This is a genomic window from Chitinivibrionia bacterium (assembly GCA_009779925.1).
Taxonomy (GTDB): domain Bacteria; phylum Fibrobacterota; class Chitinivibrionia; order Chitinivibrionales; family Chitinivibrionaceae; genus WRFX01.
This window is the reverse complement of the sequence record WRAZ01000008.1, coordinates 54,101-73,249: the sequence shown is the minus strand read 5'-3', so window position 1 is coordinate 73,249 and position 19,149 is coordinate 54,101. Positions and strand designations below refer to the sequence as shown.

At 43.3% G+C, this 19,149-nt stretch carries 17 protein-coding genes and 1 pseudogene; 8 read left to right on the top strand and 10 right to left on the bottom strand.

The window, feature by feature from the left end:
- Positions 1–238 precede the first annotated feature (238 nt).
- The 3 genes from FWE23_04440 to FWE23_04430 form a co-directional block, all read right to left on the bottom strand.
- Entirely contained in the window at positions 239–874 is a 636-nt protein-coding gene (locus FWE23_04440; GenBank protein ID MCL2844684.1) for a nucleotidyl transferase AbiEii/AbiGii toxin family protein, read from the bottom strand.
- Positions 795–1,193 carry a hypothetical protein gene (locus FWE23_04435; protein MCL2844683.1) on the bottom strand — a complete coding sequence of 133 codons (399 nt, stop codon included), beginning with the start codon at positions 1,191–1,193 and terminating at the stop codon, positions 795–797. The genes FWE23_04440 and FWE23_04435 overlap by 80 nt, the downstream gene beginning before the upstream one ends.
- Before the next feature lie 175 nt (positions 1,194–1,368).
- The gene (locus FWE23_04430; protein ID MCL2844682.1) at positions 1,369–2,271 is read right to left on the bottom strand and encodes an Abi family protein; all 903 of its coding nucleotides are present in this window, start codon (positions 2,269–2,271) and stop codon (positions 1,369–1,371) included.
- Positions 2,272–2,581: 310 nt separating this feature from the next.
- Here FWE23_04430 and FWE23_04425 point away from each other — a divergent pair, with 310 nt between their 5' ends.
- The 4 genes and pseudogenes from FWE23_04425 (at position 2,582) to dut (ending at position 6,699) form a co-directional block, all read left to right on the top strand.
- Positions 2,582–4,216 carry an ATP-binding cassette domain-containing protein gene (locus FWE23_04425; protein ID MCL2844681.1) on the top strand — a complete coding sequence of 545 codons (1,635 nt, stop codon included), beginning with the start codon at positions 2,582–2,584 and terminating at the stop codon, positions 4,214–4,216.
- 92 nt (positions 4,217–4,308) lie between these two features.
- Entirely contained in the window at positions 4,309–5,619 is a 1,311-nt protein-coding gene (locus FWE23_04420) for an aminotransferase class I/II-fold pyridoxal phosphate-dependent enzyme (protein ID MCL2844680.1), read from the top strand.
- Between the two features lie 75 nt (positions 5,620–5,694).
- A pseudogene (locus tag FWE23_04415) lies at positions 5,695–6,126 on the top strand (HAD family hydrolase).
- Between the two features lie 189 nt (positions 6,127–6,315).
- Complete coding sequence (gene dut / locus FWE23_04410) at positions 6,316–6,699, top strand: dUTP diphosphatase (protein MCL2844679.1); 384 nt, start codon at positions 6,316–6,318, stop codon at positions 6,697–6,699.
- On the opposite strand, the gene FWE23_04405 is transcribed toward dut, so the two are convergent.
- From FWE23_04405 to FWE23_04375, 7 genes are all read right to left on the bottom strand, one after another.
- Positions 6,700–7,518 (bottom strand): hypothetical protein, encoded by an 819-nt coding sequence (locus FWE23_04405; GenBank protein ID MCL2844678.1) that lies wholly within the window; start codon positions 7,516–7,518, stop codon positions 6,700–6,702.
- On the bottom strand, positions 7,518–8,324 hold the full coding sequence (locus FWE23_04400; GenBank protein MCL2844677.1) for an ABC transporter permease: 807 nt from the start codon (positions 8,322–8,324) through the stop codon (positions 7,518–7,520). Before FWE23_04400 ends, FWE23_04405 begins: the two co-directional genes overlap by 1 nt.
- 2 nt (positions 8,325–8,326) lie before the next feature.
- Positions 8,327–8,995: an orotate phosphoribosyltransferase gene (gene pyrE / locus FWE23_04395; protein MCL2844676.1), complete on the bottom strand. Its 669-nt coding sequence runs from the start codon at positions 8,993–8,995 to the stop codon at positions 8,327–8,329.
- A gap of 87 nt (positions 8,996–9,082) precedes the next feature.
- Entirely contained in the window at positions 9,083–9,559 is a 477-nt protein-coding gene (gene ispF / locus FWE23_04390) for a 2-C-methyl-D-erythritol 2,4-cyclodiphosphate synthase (protein ID MCL2844675.1), read from the bottom strand.
- An 8-nt stretch (positions 9,560–9,567) separates the two neighbouring features.
- The gene (gene rnhC / locus FWE23_04385; GenBank protein MCL2844674.1) at positions 9,568–10,491 is read right to left on the bottom strand and encodes a ribonuclease HIII; all 924 of its coding nucleotides are present in this window, start codon (positions 10,489–10,491) and stop codon (positions 9,568–9,570) included.
- 14 nt (positions 10,492–10,505) lie between these two features.
- Positions 10,506–10,847: an endoribonuclease MazF gene (gene mazF / locus FWE23_04380; GenBank protein ID MCL2844673.1), complete on the bottom strand. Its 342-nt coding sequence runs from the start codon at positions 10,845–10,847 to the stop codon at positions 10,506–10,508.
- Entirely contained in the window at positions 10,841–11,059 is a 219-nt protein-coding gene (locus FWE23_04375) for a hypothetical protein (GenBank protein ID MCL2844672.1), read from the bottom strand. The genes mazF and FWE23_04375 overlap by 7 nt, the downstream gene beginning before the upstream one ends.
- 112 nt (positions 11,060–11,171) lie before the next feature.
- Between FWE23_04375 and FWE23_04370 the strand changes: the two genes are divergently transcribed.
- The 4 genes from FWE23_04370 to FWE23_04355 all read left to right on the top strand — a co-directional run bounded on the left by FWE23_04370 (position 11,172) and on the right by FWE23_04355 (position 19,030).
- Positions 11,172–12,611, top strand: coding sequence for a hypothetical protein (locus tag FWE23_04370; GenBank protein MCL2844671.1), 1,440 nt, complete (start codon positions 11,172–11,174; stop codon positions 12,609–12,611).
- A gap of 15 nt (positions 12,612–12,626) precedes the next feature.
- Positions 12,627–13,709, top strand: a complete 1,083-nt coding sequence (gene rfbB, locus FWE23_04365; GenBank protein MCL2844670.1) for a dTDP-glucose 4,6-dehydratase — start codon at positions 12,627–12,629, stop codon at positions 13,707–13,709.
- A gap of 298 nt (positions 13,710–14,007) precedes the next feature.
- Complete coding sequence (locus FWE23_04360; GenBank protein ID MCL2844669.1) at positions 14,008–15,960, top strand: methyl-accepting chemotaxis protein; 1,953 nt, start codon at positions 14,008–14,010, stop codon at positions 15,958–15,960.
- 169 nt (positions 15,961–16,129) lie between these two features.
- On the top strand, positions 16,130–19,030 hold the full coding sequence (locus FWE23_04355; GenBank protein MCL2844668.1) for a T9SS type A sorting domain-containing protein: 2,901 nt from the start codon (positions 16,130–16,132) through the stop codon (positions 19,028–19,030).
- Positions 19,031–19,149 lie beyond the last annotated feature (119 nt).

Here is a 19,149-nt window from a genome sequence, read left to right as displayed (position 1 = left end):
TGTCGCTTTTGTAGCGAATAAATTGAGCGTAGTTTGCAATTTCTAATAATTGCAGACCGTTCATTTCATTCACAAGATTGAATATTCTCTCTTTCGGCTCTAAAAGCGTTTGCATAATAATACCCCTGTTTAAGTTCAACAACAAAAATACGTTTTGTTTTCGGTGGTTTACGGGATTATTTTGATTTTGGGTGAAAATTGTGGGGAACTGCCGCAATCTGGGCAGTTTTGAGTTTATCTAAGAAAGAGAATTATCTCCGCCGCAAACCATATCGTAGCAAATTGTGTCAATATCGTTTCTGAATTGCTCCCAAGTCGGTTTGTTTATCCACCGAATTTTCTCAAATTCTGCCTGAGGCATTTTTTTGAGAATATCGGAAATTAAAGTTATGTCTATTCCATCTTCTTTTTGGCACGCTTCCTCTATTATTTCGTTCCAATTAAACTTTTCGTGCAAAGCCAATTCTCTCAAATCTGCAACATCTTTATTTGCATACCTAAAAAGCGCGGTTATCTTGTTGGATAGAATATTTCGTTTGGAATCAATACGATGAAATAAATTGGTAGATTGTATTTCTCCGAAATGCGCGTTTATGTCGTTTATGAAGTCCAATTTTAATAATACGTCCGATTTATCCCAAGAAACGTAAAATGAATAAATATATTCTCTTTTTTGCATTTGCACGTTTTTGTTGATTGTTATTCCCGCTTCGTTTAATTTTGCGATAATCTCTTCAACTTGCGCAATAAACGAATTGTCGTTGTTTACAAAGAAATCCAAATCGTCGGAATATCTATGATTGTAATACGCCCTGCTTAGCGCTGTTCCACCTGTCAGATAAAAATGTGCGTTGCAACGACTTACTATATTCATCACCCCATCCTGTATGGGGTAGAGGTTCTTTTCGTAATATTGAGAACATTCCATCTATTTCGCTCCTTTTTTGTTTCGGAAATAACCTTTTTGATAATTCGGGATTGTAAAGTTTCATCATAACATTTTTATCCCATAGCGTTGTTATATAGTGCCAAGGAAGCCGCTCCAAACACCTTATCAAAAGTTTTTCTCTGTCAAAAACGCCGTCAGCTGTCTCCGCTCGTCCCTCAATAACGTCTAACATAGATTGCTGAGACACGTTGTAGTCCCAGCAAAGCGCTTTCATTATGTTAAGTTTTTTGTTCGACGTTAACATTTTTATTTCCTTTTTTGTTGCCTTCAATTTTAGAAAATACGTTTTGTTTTTGGTGGGTTACGGGATTATTTTGATTTTGGGTGAAAATTGTGTGGAAATTGTAAAAAAGCGCAAAGGGTTTACTTTGCGCCGATGGTTTTTTTGTGGGGTAAATCAGTATTGCAAACGCAATAAATCAGATGGAGAGATTGCCTTGCGGTATTCCCAGTGGTTTGTGAAAATCTAACGGACAGTTTTTTAGCAAATCGTTTAATTTATCAACAAACATTTTTTGTCTTTCTTTGTCGTTTTGCATAACGTCAATCAATATATACAAAACAATGCCTAATCTGTATTCAGGAAATTTTAATTTCTTCAACTTATTTGTTTTCATGGGGTTTATTCCAAAGGTTCGGTTCCACAATTGATTGTGATGACTGCACTTATTGCGAAGCATATATAAACTATGCACCCACGAAATAAGATAGTTTGGCGGCACCGAAAAATGTTGAGATATTTTTTTAACAGCATTGGTATCTATGAGCGAATTAAGCAATTTTGACCAAACTCCAAAAGGCAATACTTCTGTTAATATCCAGCAAGGAATTTCATCGTTTTGATATTTTGTCCAGTAGCTTTGTAAAAAAACTTCTTTTTTTCTGTTTCCGTTAGAATATTCGGTTTTTTCTTTTTTGCAGTAATTCAATATGTGCGCCGAAATATCTTGATTGTTTATCAGATTAAAATCCAAATACCAAAACGGATTTTGTGAAGCAGTACTCATCTCGTAATTCAATATCGACCTTAAAGCAATTTCAAACCAAGATAGAGCTCCAAACAACAAATCTCTTAATTGAACGTCCCATTTATGCAATTCGCAAATTTGTTCAAATGTAGTTCCGTTCTTAAATTTATCTTGCCTATTGCCGTCACTGTCAAACAATTCAAACGATAAGCCATATCCGCAGAAGCGATAATAGTTTACTTCCAGAAGTATTTTACGAGCGAATTCTCGATTTTTAACAACAACGCCTCTTGAAATCAAAATATCTATTTGTTCATCTAATGTTTTAGGAGGTTTCGCATACTGTTTTGTCATAATTTTTCCTCAAAAAAAAAGACCTGCCGTGGTCCGCATAATTAAAGATTTCTCTTAAATCATAGGCGTGGCAGGTTCAGTCATATATAATATACTATATTTTCAAGTAAAAAATCAATACTTTCATTAAAACTCGGCGAAATTTATTGTTTTTGCAGAAGATAAATACATTATTACCACGCAAATCTACAGAAAAATCTTGTATTTTAGGCAATATTCCATTTTATAACCGATTATATCAAAAAAAGGGGAGGCGACCGTCGCCCATAACGTATTTTCCCTACAAAAAATACACCAAAAGGAGAAAAATATGATTTCGGTTGAGAATTTAACGCATACATTTGGCGCTAAAACGCTGTTTAAGGACGTTAATCTGCAATTTACACCGGGCAACTGCTACGGGCTTATCGGCGCGAACGGGTCGGGAAAATCGACATTCCTTAAAATTTTGTCGGGCGAATTGGAAGTCGCAAAAGGAAACATCGCCGTTGAAAACAAAAAACGTCTTTCGTTTTTGCGCCAAGACCATTATGCGTTCGACGAATTTACGGTTATGCAAACCGTTCTTATGGGACACAAAAAACTTTACGAATTGTTTAAAGAAAAAGACGCGCTCGAAGCAAAAACCGATATGAGCGACGAAGACGGAATGCGCCTTTCGGAAATTTACGGCGAATTCGGCGAAATCGGCGGATACGAAGCCGAAAGCGACGCGGGCACAATGCTCGAAGGTCTCGGAATTTCGACCGACAAGCACGAAGTCCTTATGAAAAGCTTGGACGGCGGCGAAAAAGTCCGCGTTTTGCTTGCGCAGGCGATTTTCGGCAATCCCGACATTCTGCTCTTGGACGAGCCGACCAACCACCTCGACATCGAGTCGATAAAATGGCTCGAGAATTTTTTGGCGGACTTTGAAAACACCGTTATTGTGGTTTCGCACGACAGATATTTCCTGAACCAAGTTTGTACGCACATTGCCGATATTGACTACGGACAAATAAAAGTTTACGTCGGAAACTACGATTTCTGGTACGAGGCGAGCCAACTTTCGGCGGCGCAACGTCAAGCGGAAGGCAAACAACGCGACCAGAAAATAGCGCAGTTGCAGGACTTTATCCGCAGATTTTCGAGCAACGTGGCAAAGTCAAAACAGGCGACGAGCCGTAAGAAAATGATTGAAAAATTGACGGTTGACGAACTTCCCGCTTCTTCTCGGAAATTTCCGTACGTCGAATTTAAACCCGAAAGAGAATGTGGGAAAAATATCCTGAACGTAAAAGATTTGTGCGTAAAAGTCGATGACGAAATAACGCTTGAGAATTTTAATCTGAACGTGAACGCGGGCGACAAAATCGCGTTTATCGGCTACAACAACAACATAAAAACGGCGCTTTTCGACGTGATTTCGGGCAACGCAAAGCCGATTTCGGGAACATTTGAATGGGGCGTTACCATAAAACAATCGTATATGCCGCGCGACAACGCCGAATTTTTTAAGAGCGCCGACAATTTAATCGTTTGGCTTTCCTCGTTTTTGAATACGCAGGACGACACTTTTGTCCGCAGTTGTTTGGGCAGAATGCTTTTTTCGGGCGAAGAAGCGCAAAAGCCGTCGAACGTTCTTTCTGGAGGCGAAAAACAGAGATGTATGATTTCGCGCTCAATGCTTTCGGGCGCGAACGCTCTTATTTTGGACGAGCCCACCAACCACTTGGATTTGGAATCGATAACCGCGCTCAACAAAGGGCTGATAAAGTTTCCCGAAGCAGTGCTGTTTTCCTCGCACGACCACGAATTTCTGAACACGGTGGCAAATCGCATAGTCGAATTTACGCCGAGCGGAGTAATCGACCGCCCCGTTGGTTTTGAAGAATATTTGGAAGACAAAGAAATCGCCGCAAAACGCAACGCGATGTATAAAGGGCATAAAAAATTAGAGCTGTAAATAAGTGAGCATACAGGGTAAAACATTTAAATTTTTTTTTGCCCTTTATTAGTTTCGGCAAATATTATATTCCAATAAAAATGGAGGAAAAATTGGAACTTAATGTTCAGGCGCAGGAATTAAACGCGATTATCGAAAAACATAATCCTAAGATTATGAATGTATTGTCGCGTAAAGGGAAAGAGGTTTATTTCCCTGCTCAAGGCATTTTGGCGCAGACGGCGGCGGCTCGCAACTGCAAAATAAACGCGACAATCGGCATTGCGCTCGAAGAAGACAAATCGACTGCCTGCCTGCCCGCTTTGGCGGAGCTTACGCGCTTGGAAGGAACAACGGCGTTTCAATACGCGCCGCCTACGGGACAGCTTGAATTGCGCGATTTATGGAAAAAAATGATGTTCGAGAAAAACCCGTCTCTTGCGGGCGTTCCAATTTCGCTTCCTGTTGTAAGTTCGGCTCTTACGCACGCAATTTATATAGCGGCGCAAATGTTTTTGGACGCGGACGACTGCGTAATTATATCCGATTATTTCTGGGAAAATTATGAATTGGTGCTTTGCCGCTCAACGGGTGCGGAACGCGGCAGTTTTCAGACTTTTGCAGAAAGCGGAAATTATAATACGGAAGGACTGAAAAACGCGCTTGCAGACGGCGGCGTTGGCAAAAAGGTCGTGCTTCTTAATTTTCCCAACAATCCCACGGGCTATACGCCGACAATCGAAGAAGCGCATAAAATTCGCGATATTTTAGTGGAAGAAGCAGAGCGCGGAAGCAGTATCGCCGTAATTGTCGATGACGCGTATTTCGGCTTGGTTTACGAAGAAGGCGTTTTTACGGAGTCGCTTTTTGCGCTTTTGGCAAACGCCCACGAAAATATTTTGGCGGTAAAAATCGACGGTCCTACAAAAGAAGATTACGCTTGGGGACTGCGAACAGGATTTCTGACTTTCGGCGTTAAAGGCGGCAATCCCGAACTTTACGGCGCGCTTGAGCAAAAAGTTGCAGGGTTTATAAGAGAGCAGATTTCGTCCGCCTCAAAAGTCAGCCAAGTTCTTTTAATAGACGCGTACAAAGCTAAAAACTACTCCGAAGAAAAGTGCGAAAAATACAGTCTTCTCAAAAAACGCTACGACAAAATAAAAGAAATTTTAGCGGCAAACCTCGATTACGCCAATTATTTTGAAGCGCTTCCGTTTAATTCGGGCTATTTTATGTGCGTAAGACCCAAAAACGGCATAGACTCCGAAAACGTGCGAATTCTGCTTGCCGAAAAACATTCCATAGGACTTATTCAGTTGCAGGGACTTTTGCGAATTGCGTTTTCATCAACGCCGACCGACGAACTGCCCGTAATTTTTGAAAGCATTTACAAATCGTGCCTCGAATTGGCAAAGAGAGGATAGAAAATGGCATTTTCCGGAGTAATTTTTGACTTGGACGGCACGCTTTACGCTATGAAAAAGAGCGTTCGCTTTTCGATGTTTCTGAACACGTTTCCGAAAAGTCGTCATTTTTTTAAATACTTAAAAACTCGACACGCGCAACAGGGCATAGACTTTGGTACAAAAGAAAATTTGCATTCTTCAATCGCCCAAGATTTGAAAAATGCGGGAGTTCCCGAAAATTTTGAGCGCGACGTTTTTTATCCCGCGTTCATAAAATCTCTTTCTTGGCACAGAAACCGCTTGCAATTCGTTAGTTTTGTAAAATACTTAAAAAGCATAGGCGTAAAAACGGCGGTTTTGTCGGATTACGGAATTGTTGACGAACGTCTGGAAGCGCTCGGTTTCGACAAAAATCTCTTTGACGTTCGCGCCTCGTCGGAAGATTTCGGCGCGCTTAAGCCAAATTCGCGACCGTTTACCGAAGTTGCCAAAATGCTGGACTTGCAAATGCAGCAAATTTTGATGATCGGCGACAGAAACGACACCGACGGCGAAGGCGCAAAATCGGTAGGAATGCCGTTTTTTAAACTCAACGGAAAGAGTAATTCGGGTTTTGCAAAGAGCCTGAAAACGCTTTATTCGTATTTTCGCAACACAATTCCTATTCCCGTAAAACGTCTTTTGCACAACCCCGAATTGTCCGTGCCGCAAAGAATGACAATTTTTTCCGCGGGAATGGATATTCGCGCCGCAAATCAGGTGCCGATGCTTCTGGAGCCAAATCAGCGGCTTCTTGTTCCGACGGGTTTGGTTTTTGAAATACCAATCGGCTACGAAGTTCAAATCCGCCCCCGAAGCGGACTTGCTTCTAAGTTTGGGATAACCGTGCTAAACGCCCCCGGAACAATAGACGCAGATTACAGAGGCGAAGTTTTTGTACTGCTTATAAATTTAAGCAACGAGCCGTTCACAATAAATCGCGGCGAAAGAGTTGCGCAAGCGGTAGTTGCCAAAGTCGTATGCGGCAATTTCGTAGAAGCAAACGATTTATCGGAGACCACCCGCGGCGCAGGTGGTTTTGGGCATACGGGGAGATAATCACAACGTCCGAAAATTAAAAACCAGCCACAGATAAAATTGGCGATAAACAATCCCGACAGTCATATATAAAAGCGCGCCGAAAATAGGAAAAAGCGCGGAAACTCTCGAAAATACAGCGAAATTTGAAACGGTGGTTTTAAGTAAAATCCAGTGAATTATAGTTCCGAAAAACGGGAGTATAAGTGAAATAAATATCCAAAAAAATGTTATAACTTCCGAAAATACTCCCCAAACAACTCGGACGATAAAAAATGAAATCGGTGGAATAAGAAAGCAAAAAATCCGCAAAAATTTAGACGATTTTTCCATTTCAAAAGATACACATTGCGCGTTTTTGTGAAATTCGGCGAGGGCGGCGACCTGCTCTTTCGGCAAATGTCCGGATAATTCCGAAATAAGCTCGCCGACGTTTCGCAATTCTGCGGGAATGCGGATTTTTATATTTCCAATCGTGAAAACGAATGATGAATAAAGTCCCCAAAACGACTTTTTTACGGATGAAATCTCGCCGCAATCAAAACTTATTCTTTTGCCGCCTTTGTAAAAATTCCAGACAGGAGTTTGGAGACGACCGTCGCTTTCTTTAAAAAGTGCGGATTTGTTGTGTAAAGAAACTATGCGCGATACAAAAAACAGGACAATTAAAATAAGCGGTACAACGGTTGCAAGTTGACGTAAGTCGTTCATCAGCAAGAAATTTCTGTAGAACCCCGTCAAAAATATGTATCCCATAATTATAATGAAAAATGTGTTGAGAACAAACTTTTCCAAGAACGATAAATCAATGAAAAGCGGGGCGGTTTTTTGAATTTTCATTACATCATAACCTTGCTGACAAGTAGATTGGCGACAAGTATCATAACCGAAGCTGAAACTACCGCGTTTCTTGTTGAAGCGCCCACTCCCGCGGCGCCTCCCGTGGTGAAATATCCGTAATAGCAACCTGTAATTCCCGTAATTCCACCGAAAATGAAGCTTTTCACGAGCCCCATATAAATATCGTTTATGTTGAACATAAGCCGCATTGAATTGTAAAATGTGCCGGGATGCAAATCAAACACGGCGGAGGCTATCAATTGCGAGGCGACAATTGCGGCGATTGAACCGAAAACAAACATAACGGGAGTCATTAGAAATGCCGCTATTATTCGAGGGGCAATTACGTATTTAAGCGGGTCGAGCGAGAGGCAAACGAGTGCGTCCAACTGCTCTGTTACACGCATTGTTCCGACTTCAGCGGCTACTTTCGCGCCTATTCTTCCCGCCAAAACAAGCCCTACCAAGGTGGGTCCCAGTTCGGAAGTCACAACTTTAAGCACTATCATTCCCAAATATTGAAGCCCGATAAAGTCCTGTGCGAGAGCCTTAACTTGCCAAGTCGCAATAAATCCCGTGAAAATAGAAGCCAAAAGGCAAATAGGAATGGATTGAAGACCTATGAGGTTAAATTGTTCAAAAATCGAAGAAAGTTTTGGCTTTGCAAAAAGGCTTTTCCGCAAAAATGCCATCATTTGACCAAATTCCGCAATACCATCGACAATAAATCTGCCGACGGAAAGTATGAACGCGTCAAACGTGCGTATGTCTTTTATTTCTTGACCGACAATTATTTCTTCATCCACAATCAGTTTGCTCCGTAAAGGTTGCGGTAATCGTCAATTCGTTTTTTGCAATCCTCGTCTATGAGAATTTTACCGCCGACCTCGCGTTTGTAGCCGAATTCCACTATTTCGTCAATGCTGACTATTGCGCGCGGCGTAATTCCGTAATCCTGTGAAATAAGTGTGAATGCGCTTCTTTCGTCCGCGCCTTTTTCTTGCCGATTTACGCTAACAATAAGCCCCGATACCTTAACGTTCGCCGCATTTTTGAGGAGCGGAAGCGTTTCGGCTATGGAAGTTCCCGCGGTGGTTACGTCTTCTATAATAAGAACATTATCGCCGTCTTTAAGTTTTGCGCCGACAATTGCGCCGCCTTCGCCGTGGTCTTTTACTTCTTTTCGATTAAAGCAGAAACGAACGTTTTTACCTTTTTTTGCAAGAGACGTTGCCGCTGCAACCGCAAGAGGAATACCTTTGTATGCAGGACCGAAAAGAACGTCGTAATCCTTAAAGTCCGCCATTATCGCTTCGGCGTAAAAGTCGCCGAGTTTTGCGATTTGCTCGCCCGTTTCGTATTTTCCCGTGTTAATGAAGTACGGGGTCTTTCGTCCGCTTTTTGTAGTAAAATCGCCGAAAGTAAGAACTTGGCATTCTACCATAAATTCAATAAATTTTTGCTTGTATCCGTCCATTTTATCCCCTTTTATTCGTTTTTGCATATTAAATATAAATTGTGCCGCGCTTAAAAAGAAGTGAAAAGTAGAATGTGGCTAAAAATCTTACAGTTTTTGCGCAGTAATCACCACAAATACCTGCACCCCCAACCCTCTGCCGAAATCGGTGAGTTCTTCGCCGCTGGTTGCGGTCATTGCAACGCAGTTTGCGGAAATGCCGAGCAATTTGGCGACGTTTTCGCGGATTTTATCTATATGCGGCGACATTTTCGGTTTTTTGGCTTCGACCGAAAAGGATACGTGCATTATTTTGTATCCGTCCAAGTATTCAAGCGCTTTTTGAAGATATACGTTGCTGTCTTTTATGCCTTTGCCAAGACACAGTTCGTCGGCTTTTGCGCCTAAAATATTTACGGTGGTTATTCCCGAAATTGCGTTTGTGAGTGCGTGCAAAATAACGTCGGCGTCGCTGTTTCCTGCAAGTCCGACCTCATTCGGGATTATTACGCCGCCTAAAATCAGCGGTTTTGTTAAGTCCTCGGTTTCAAATCTGTGCGAGTCTTGTCCGATTGCTGTTTTTATCATTTTTTTTACCCCAATTCTTGTATGGTTTTGAAATGCGTTTTACAGACGTTTACTAAATTTTCTTTTCCGTGTTTTTTGATAAATTCCTTGCCGACTTTAATCACAATGTTTCCTGCTCCCAAAGGAATTTTCATATCGAATTTCTGCGACAAATCGCTCATTTTTCGGACAAAACAGTCCCGTGCAATAATTGAAGCGGCGGCAATGGCAATGTCGTGGTCTTCTCCGTGAACAAGCGCTTCGACGTTTAGGTCTTTGTGCTTTTTAAGGAAGCGCACTACTACGCCTTGCTCTGCGAATTTGTCGAAAATAGCAAGGTTTATTTGCGGAAATCTGTCCCTTAATTCTTCCATAACCATTGCGTGCGACCAGCCCAAAAGAATGTTTAAGTTTTTGAAAGAGGCATATAAACTATTGTATTTTTCGACTGACGGGCGCATTATGGATATGTTGTTTTTGTATTTTGCGTGCAGTTTTTTCGCCAATGCGGAAATTTGAACATCGTTCAGTTTTTTACTGTCGCAAACGCCCATATCTATTAAGTCATTGCGCGTATCAACGCTGTCCAAGCAAAATCCCGCGGTAATTAAAGGACCGAAAAAGTCGCCTTTGCCCGCCTCGTCCGAGCCAAAATGCGGGACAAATTTTTTGCTTTGGTTAGTTTTTTTGGAAATTTCGCGCCCGTCTATGATTGCCGCGGCTACTTTTGTTATAGGATTGTCGGTGTTTTCAACAACAGAAAGCCCCTTTTTATCGGAATAATAAACGGTGAGTTTTCCTTCAACGGCGGTTTTTTGTCCGACCGCGGAAATCTGAACGCCATAAGGAACGTCTTTGATTTTTTCGAGCAAAATTCCTTTTTGCGCGAGAGCAAATTCCCGTTCGCACAATTTTTTTTCTATTGGTAGAATTTCAGTATATTTTGGCAAGATTGACGTCCTTGTTAATAGCCTATCAAAATACTTAATTTTGAAACAACGCTTTCAATCTCATAATCGGTTGCTTTGGAAATAAATTGGACTCCGCGACTTTTCCAGTCAAAACTTTTAACTTGGTCGGACAAAACAACTCCCTGTATTCTTTGGTTTTCAATTTTTACTTCAAATGGATATCCTTTTATTTTGCTCGTTATCGGACAAAAAATTGCAAGCCCTGTTTTAAGATTGTATTGTAGCGGCGATAAAACTATGGCGGGGCGCTTTCCTCTTTGCTCGTGTCCCGATTGCGGAGAAAATTCTAACCAAACGATGTCTTTACGGTCGGGAATATAATTGTTAATTACCATACTTCGTTGCCTTCTCGTACTCCAAAATCAGCTTCTTCGTGAATATTATTATTGTTTATTTTGCCCAACAAATTATCGAGCGGGCTAATTTTTCGTTTTACAGGTTTATAATTTTCAGAAAATATAACTACGACATTGCATCTTTGATTTAATTCGCATTTTCTGTTTAATTTAACAGATTTGCCGTCATAAACCCCATTCATCGTTCGCATAAATTCTCCTTTTTTCTGTTTTTGATTACATAAAATACATAATTGCGCCAATTAAAAACGGCAAATAGTATTTTAGCGCTGAAAAAATTCTCAACAATAATAAGGAGAACTTATGAAAAGCAAAATATTTACAGGTCTGCTTTTGTCGGTTGTGGCGGTTTTGGCTACGCAAACGGTGGTGTCGCTTCCCGAAAACAGAGAGGCGCTTAACCTTACGATTTACAACAACAACCGCGCGCTTGTGCAGGAGATAAGGCAGATTTCGCTTCCCGCGGGAGTTTCAAACGTTCGTTTTGAGGGGGTTGCTCAGAGCATTATTCCGCAATCGCTTATTGTTTCGGGCGGCGGATTTAGGGTTTTGGAGCAAAATTACGAGTTCGACCTTATTTCGCGAGAGGCGCTTTTGAACAAATTTGTCGGAAGAGAAATTACGCTTATCGACCAGAACGGCGTTTTGACGGGCAACGGCAATATTGCAAGAGTTCCCGCGAGGCTGATAGCAAACAATTTTCAGCCGATATTTGAAGTGGACGGTAAAATTGTGCTTGGATTTGAAGGACAAATTCTTCTTCCCGAACTTCCCGAAAACCTTTTTGCTCGCCCCACGCTTAAATGGCTTGTGCAGGCGCAAAGAGCGGCTAATGTAAAGGCGGACGTTTCGTATTTGACCGAAGGATTTTCGTGGAACGCCGATTATGTTATGCTTCTTGCCGACAACGAAAAAAACGCCTCGATAACCGCGTGGATAACGCTGACAAACCAGTCGGGCGCGGCATTCGAAAACGCGAATTTGCGCCTTATTGCGGGCGATGTTAATATGGTTGCTCCTCAAAACCAGATGATGCGCCAAGCGAGAATGGTAATGTCCGCTCCGATGATGGCGGAGGATTTTGGGGGCGGAGTAGAGCAGAGAAGTTTTGACGAATTTCATTTGTATTCGATAGCGCGCCCTGTGTCGATACGCGAAAATCAGACGAAGCAAATCGAGATGTTTTCGGCGCCGCAAATTAACGTTCAAAGACGATACAGGGTCAGGTCGGGGCAATCTTTTCCGCAACCTGTAAGTCGGCGGGGCGGCGGGGCGGCGCAAGACGGTGAAATGGGCGTTAGGCACGACGTTGTAAGCGAAATTACTTTTCAGACAGGTCAAAGAAACAATCTTAATTTGCCGTTTCCGCGAGGCGTTGTGCGAATTTACAGAAAAGACGGCGATAAAAACGTTTTTGACGGCGAAGACAACGTAAGCCATACTCCCATAAACGAACATATAACCCTCAGAAGCGGCACTGCGTTCGACATAACCTGCTTTGTGCGCACAACCGCGCAACGCCAAGTTAACGACCGCCGCTCGGAATTCACGAAAGAAGTATCGATTTCCAACCATAAAAGAGAGAATATTACCGTGCTTTTTGAAGAAATTATTCACGGAAACTGGACTATAAGAAGCAATCAGCGCCACACGCAAGTTGACGCAAACACCGCTCGGTTCGAGGTAGCCGTAAGAGCCGGACAAACGACGACATTCGCGTTCACCGCAACTGTAGATAGATAAAAAAAAGGAGACATTTTGAGAGCATTAAAAAACATTTTGGTTACGGGCGGAGCAGGATTTATCGGCTCTAATTTTATCCGATTTCTGCTGACGAAAACGGATTTTAACGGGAAAATCGTCAATTTCGACAAATTGACTTATGCAGGAAATTTGGAAAGTTTGGCGGATTTGTCCAACGACCCGCGATACGCATTCGTCCAAGGCGACATCTGCGACATCGAAGCGGTAAAAGCCGCATTTACGAAATACAACATAGACACGGTCGCGCATTTTGCCGCCGAAAGCCACGTGGACAGGTCAATCCTTGGACCGTCGGATTTCATAAACACAAACATTCTGGGAACATTTAATTTGTTGGAAACGGCAAGGAATTATTGGAACGATAATTTTGACGGAAAAACGGGGGGCAACCGTTGCCTGTTCCACCACGTAAGCACCGACGAGGTTTTCGGAAGTTTAGGCGAAAGCGGATATTTCACCGAGACCACGCCTTATTCGCCGAGAAGCCCGTATTCGGCTTCCAAAGCGAGTAGCGACCACCTTGTAAACGCGTATTTTCACACCTACGATATGCCGATTACGCTGTCGAACTGCTCGAATAATTACGGATATTACCAATTTCCCGAAAAACTTATTCCCGTGATGATTGAAAATATGCTCGAAGAAAAACCGTTGCCTGTTTACGGCGACGGAAAAAACGTCCGCGATTGGCTTTTTGTGGAAGACCATAACAGCGCGGTTTGGGCGATTATGCAAAGCGGAAGAACGGGCGAATGCTACAACATCGGCGGCGAAAACGAGTGGGAAAATCTGAAACTTGTGAATGTTTTGTGCGAAACTGTCGCCGAAATTTCAGGTAAAGATAAGGATTATTACAAAAAACTGATAAATTTTGTGAAAGACCGCCCCGGGCACGACCGAAGATACGCAATCGACTGCTCAAAAATCAAAGCCGAATTGGGCTGGAAGCAAGATTACACTTTTGACGACGGGCTCAAAAAAACGGTGGAGTGGTATTTTAACAACCGCGAGTGGGTAAAAAACATAAAAAGCGGCGAATACAAAAACTGGATGGAAAAAAATTACGGCGATAGGTAATAAACAGAGTGATAAGGGCGGGAATTTTTCCGCCTTTTAAAAAAAATGCAAAAAAAACTTGACAAAAGCCGTAGAAGTTTATTATATTATTCTTGTGTTTTACCGAAAGCTGTATTTTGGCGGAAATTCGGACGTTCGTAAAACATAAAAAAATCTTAAAGAAAAATCTTAAAAAATCTTAAAAAAATTGGTTGTTAGCAATTCTGGGTATTTGCTTGTCTCGCATTTTTTTTGCGTGGCGAATAAATAGAATTGATAGCAACTTTTCATTTTTTAATTTTTTTTAAGGGGGTATTTTATGTTTAATAAACTAAAACTGAGCGCTAAGATTACAGCGCTTGCAACCGTGTTGTTGGTGATTGCCGGTATTATCGGTATTGTAGCGTCTGTGAATATGATTAGCGCGGGAAATACGTCCGGCGTAGTTGCGAGACAAACCGCACCGAGTATCGGAATTTCAGCTCCGATGGCGGAGATGGGCGCAAGAATTGTGCTTAATCTCGAAAGGTTTGCGCTTGGTTCAGACCCTGCCGTTGCCGAATTGGTTATGTCTCGTCTTACGCAAATGGATTCATTGTTCAAAGAAGCGGATAAATTGTTGATAACGGCAAATTTACCTAATCTCGAAACTTTTATGTCGCAAAACAGAGCGCGCGTGGCGCCGCTTCGCGATTCCATCGGGCATTTGTTTGCGCTCGGAGCAAGGCAATCGGATGTGCAACGTCGATTTGCCGAATTGGCGGCTCAAGGCGTTAACGAGGTTATAGCTATAAGAGCCGCCATAGTTAACGACCAAGAAAACGGAACGCCGTCTTCGACGCAAGCAGACCGCAATGCCGCGGTGTCTCTTTTGGCGGGCTCGCTTCAGGCGCGTGTGGACGTAAACATTTTTGCGCAATCGACGGATACTGTCGGCGGAGCGGCAATGATAGCGAGGTTCAGAACGCTTAACAGATATTTTGACACGTTGATTAACTCGCCGACGCTTGCGCAAAATTACAGAGCAAGATACTCTGCCGCTCGTCCCAAATTTGACCAATTCATTAATCTTGTGCAGGAATTTATCAACACTCAGGGACAACGTTGCGACGTCAGAGCGAGAATTACCAACGAAGTAAACACGCTCGAATGCGCTATAGGCACTCTTGTAGAATTAACGCTCGAGCGTATTCAAACAGAGACCTCGGACGCGGCTACGGCTTTGCATTTGAGCACGGTAGCAACTATTATCCTTCTTATTGTCGCTGTAATTCTGGGTATAATATTGTGTATCCTTATAACAAGAAGCATAGTTATGCCTATAACGCACGCAATCGAAGGACTTTCGGAAGGAAGTAATCAGGTTACGACTGCGGCGGACGAAATTTCGGGCTCTTCGCAGGGGATGGCTTCGGGCGCGAGCGAGCAGGCGGCAAATCTGGAAGAAATTTCGGCTTCGCTTAACCAAGTGTCTTCTATGACTCAAAATACCGCTCAAAATGCGGCGAGCGCAGACCACATGGTACAATCAAGCCTGCAAAAATCGCAGGAAGGCGGAGAAGCAATGAAACGCCTCAAAGACGCGGTTGTAGATATTGAAAATTCAAGCAACGAAACAGCGAAAATTCTTAAAGACATAGACGATATTGCGTTCCAGACCAATCTTCTTGCGCTTAACGCGGCGGTAGAAGCGGCTCGCGCAGGTGAAGCTGGTAAGGGTTTTGCAGTTGTTGCGGAAGAAGTGCGAAATCTTGCTCAAAGAAGCGCCGAAAGCGCAAAAAAGACTGCGGCTCTCATAGAAACATCACAGCATAATTCCAAAAAAGGCGTTTCGTTGGCTGAAGACGCTAACGTCGTTATCAGTGAAATTTCCGAATCCTCGCAAAATATTGCCAGCATAATAGCCGAAATTAAAACAGCGGCGGAGGAACAAGCAAAAGGCGTTCAGCAAGTTAATAAAGCGGTAAGCAGTTTGGATCAGGTTACGCAATCCAATGCAAGCGCGTCCGAAGAATTGGCGGCGGCTTCAGAAGAATTGAACGGTCAAGCGCTGTCAATGAACGATTTGGTTGGCGACCTTATAGGCATTGTAGAAGGCGAAGACGCTAAAAACAGAAGAATGCAAAATCAAAGACTTGGCGTAAACAAACGCGTTGCCGTTGCAAAACCCGTAGGAAAAATCGGATACAACGCGCCTGCGGCGGCGAAAAAGACTGCCACAAAAGCGGAAACAATGATTCCGTTTACCGACGATAATTTCGGCGGATACTGATAAATTTGAACGTCAAAAAAAAGAGAAACCGCCTTTTGGCGGTTTCTCTTTTTTTTGTTCGTTTATCGGTAATCTTTAATCGCAAATAAAAAAAACGGGCAGAAAATCATTTTTTGTATTAAATTTATACTTAGGAAGTAAGTATTAAATTAAGGATTAGGGGGTTTTTATGTCTATGCTTAAAAAACAAAACATTCGGCGCGCTTGGCAGCGCTCGCGCTTGGCAGCGCTCGCGCTTTTCTTTATCGCATCAACGGCGTTTGCAAGACCGACGGTGTTTCCGTCGCCGTTGCCGCCGACGGGTAATGCGTCGAACGTAAGACAAATAGTGTCGTTCATTTGGGATGACAATGCGTATTCTGGAATCACGGGAACGAACTACGAAGGACCGAGTACTACTAATTTTCAGACGATTAACTGGGTTGGTGGTGTTCGTGTTGAGGGAGATTGGGCTCCTGGCGGTCCGAATGAATTAAGTATTTATGAAGGCGATATGGGAATGTCGTGGGCGGCTTATGCTTTATCGGGAGTTACTGTTGACAGAAATCCTATTCCACAATGGACTCCGCTGAGAGATAACTGGAATACTCCTATGCGCGTTATATTTGAAGGGCAGATTTGGGAAGCAATGGGTTGGATGGGCGCGGGGTCTTCGCCTGCAACTCATCCTTGGACACAAGAACAATCGTGGACTGGTTGGCGTTTAGTCGGTCCTATACCTGGTCCTGTAAGAACAAGAAATAACCCTGACGGTTCTCCGATTACTATGACATTTAACGTTATATCGGGTTTATTTACTCCGACATCTCCCGTAAATTGGCAATCAAGAGAGTCGAGGTTCGGGTATTTCGTTCCTAACGATGCGTTTTATCCGGTGGGAACAGGGCAAGATGCGCGCCACAGCAGAGTTGCGGTCGCTTGGGGAAGAGAGCACGCAATATTTAACACAAGAGAAGCTATGTTGAACAGAAATATGGCGTTGCATTTTGCAGGCGGAGAAATCGATGCTATATTCAGAAGAGCGATTAATTTAGGACACGAAATCGGCAACCACACCATTGACCACATGGAGACTAATTCGCCGTTGCCTCTCAGTGCGGGAAATCCATACAGAAGACCTAATATGGGGCAAGCGTTTGTTGACGGCTTCGAACGTTGGGGCGGCGAAGGTATGGCTGCAGGTGGAAGAATGACAGGTATAACAATGCCCGACGGACAAGAGATGATTATCGACCAAGTTGCACATTTCGGACAAAGAGAAGGTAATTCTTGGCAGTATATGGGTTGGGAAAATCAAGCAGGACGTGCGCTTTCCGTTAACGGTTGGAAAGGACTTATTGAACTCGGTGAAGAGGAATTATTGCTTGCTTTCCCGAACGATCTACGTTCTCAAGACGTTGTCGGTTTCAGAGCGCCTCGCCTCGAAGTAAACTCAAATTTGCAACACGCTCTCAGACAGTTGGGTTATTTGTTTGACACAGGTCTCGAAGAAGGCTATGAATACAATGTTGACGGCTCGAATTTCCTTTGGCCCTATACAATTTGTAATGGCTCGCCCAACGTTGCTTGGCAACGCGCGGTCGGCTCCAACCGAAGCAATTGGGACTCTTTGCCTACGGGGTTGTGGCAGTATCCTGTTTCGGTTTTCATAGTTCCCGAAAACCATCGTCAAGCAATCTGGAACAACTACGTCGCGATAACCACAGGCGCTGTGGACGGAACAACTCCGACTGAAGCCGACAGAAATCAATTCTTGCAACAGGGACGTATTACTGGCTTCGATTTTAACTTGTTTATCTTGTGGGGAGCGACCAGACAAATTGCAACGGCAACTTTAAATCATAGTTTGGCTATGCGTATGAGCGGCGGACGTGCGCCGTTTCAAATCGGTTCGCACACCGACTACTTTACGCCTATCTATGACTACGCAACTCTGCTTAACGGTTTAAATGCGTCGTCTTACGGCTTAAACGTTACTAACGGTTGGAATACTTGGAGAGACAGAATTGCGGTTTATGAAGACTTTGTTAATCACGGTCTTGCGCAGGGTGCGTATTTCTTGTCGGGTCGTCAGACAATCGAGTATGTTGCAGGACTTGCGGCGCAGGTAAGAGTAGGTTCGCAGGCGACTACAGTTCCCGCAAACAGTTGGCAGTTCTTTAATCACGGAGCAGCAGGAAGTGCCTCGCTTGTTCAAGCGGGAACGCTCGATAACGGTCTTGAAATCAGTGTCAACCAAGCCGCAAACAACCTTGACGCTATCGTAACAGGATTTACGGCGCCTGCGACAATACCTGTGGGAACAACGCACATTTCGCTCAATTATTCCATTACCGCGCCGATAACCATTCGCCTGTTGACCGGACAGGATATTGATAACCAATACCCGTTTGAGGTCACATTGAGCAATTTGAACGGCTTCAATAATTGGAATGATAACAACAACATCAATCGGAACAGATGGATTGCCAGCGGACAAATCCCGTTGCACGCTTTCCAAAGACAGCAGTATGTCGGTTTGACTGATAATTTGGCGACCCGAACCGCTTGGATGGGCTTGAACCCGCCGACAGAAGAATTTTTGCGGACTGTTACTGCGATTGAAATCCGCGTCCAAAAACCTCTTGCAGGTCAATTTTCTTGGAGAAGCAACCATAGTAATTACGCACAGTTGATACAACGCGTCAGAGCTCAGCGCAACTACATTGCTGTTCGTGATTTTACTTTCCACCACGGTGCAACGACTTTGTCGCTCGGTGAAGCAGAGGTTAATGATGGTCGCGGCGGCGGTAATCCTTCGGGACTTGCATCGACACCTGTTCGCAATAGTATGCCTCGCACCGCAATTATGGGAATGACGGCAAACAATCTCAATTTGAGTATTGCAAGAGCGGGCGTTTACAATGTTGATATTATTACGGCGAACGGTCGTGTGGTGCAATCGTTCAGAGACGTTAATCTTACAGCGGGTGTAAACAGCCTTCCGCTTGGCAGAATGGCGACGGGAATGTATATGATTCGTATTCACAATCAAAACTTTAACACTACATTGCGTTCAATGTTGAGGTAATAGATTTTGAGTTTAATAAAAACAGGGACGGAATTTTTCGTCCCTGTTTTATTTGCCCTTGCTTTTGTTAGTGTGAAAAACGTATTTTACTTGTTTGAGCTCGGAGGAAAATAATATAT

Bases quoted from the DNA above. Each gene is read 5' to 3' on its own strand.
- dut (MCL2844679.1), top strand. From the start codon at position 6,316: ATGACAATTTTTTCCGCGGGAATGGATATTCGCGCCGCAAATCAGGTG.
- FWE23_04435 (MCL2844683.1), bottom strand. From the start codon at position 1,193: ATGTTAACGTCGAACAAAAAACTTAACATAATGAAAGCGCTTTGCTGG.
- FWE23_04355 (MCL2844668.1), top strand. From the start codon at position 16,130: ATGTCTATGCTTAAAAAACAAAACATTCGGCGCGCTTGGCAGCGCTCG.
- mazF (MCL2844673.1), bottom strand. From the start codon at position 10,847: ATGGTAATTAACAATTATATTCCCGACCGTAAAGACATCGTTTGGTTA.
- FWE23_04430 (MCL2844682.1), bottom strand. From the start codon at position 2,271: ATGACAAAACAGTATGCGAAACCTCCTAAAACATTAGATGAACAAATA.
- FWE23_04375 (MCL2844672.1), bottom strand. From the start codon at position 11,059: ATGCGAACGATGAATGGGGTTTATGACGGCAAATCTGTTAAATTAAAC.
- FWE23_04370 (MCL2844671.1), top strand. From the start codon at position 11,172: ATGAAAAGCAAAATATTTACAGGTCTGCTTTTGTCGGTTGTGGCGGTT.
- FWE23_04360 (MCL2844669.1), top strand. From the start codon at position 14,008: ATGTTTAATAAACTAAAACTGAGCGCTAAGATTACAGCGCTTGCAACC.
- pyrE (MCL2844676.1), bottom strand. From the start codon at position 8,995: ATGGACGGATACAAGCAAAAATTTATTGAATTTATGGTAGAATGCCAA.
- FWE23_04440 (MCL2844684.1), bottom strand. From the start codon at position 874: ATGAATATAGTAAGTCGTTGCAACGCACATTTTTATCTGACAGGTGGA.
- FWE23_04425 (MCL2844681.1), top strand. From the start codon at position 2,582: ATGATTTCGGTTGAGAATTTAACGCATACATTTGGCGCTAAAACGCTG.
- FWE23_04405 (MCL2844678.1), bottom strand. From the start codon at position 7,518: ATGAAAATTCAAAAAACCGCCCCGCTTTTCATTGATTTATCGTTCTTG.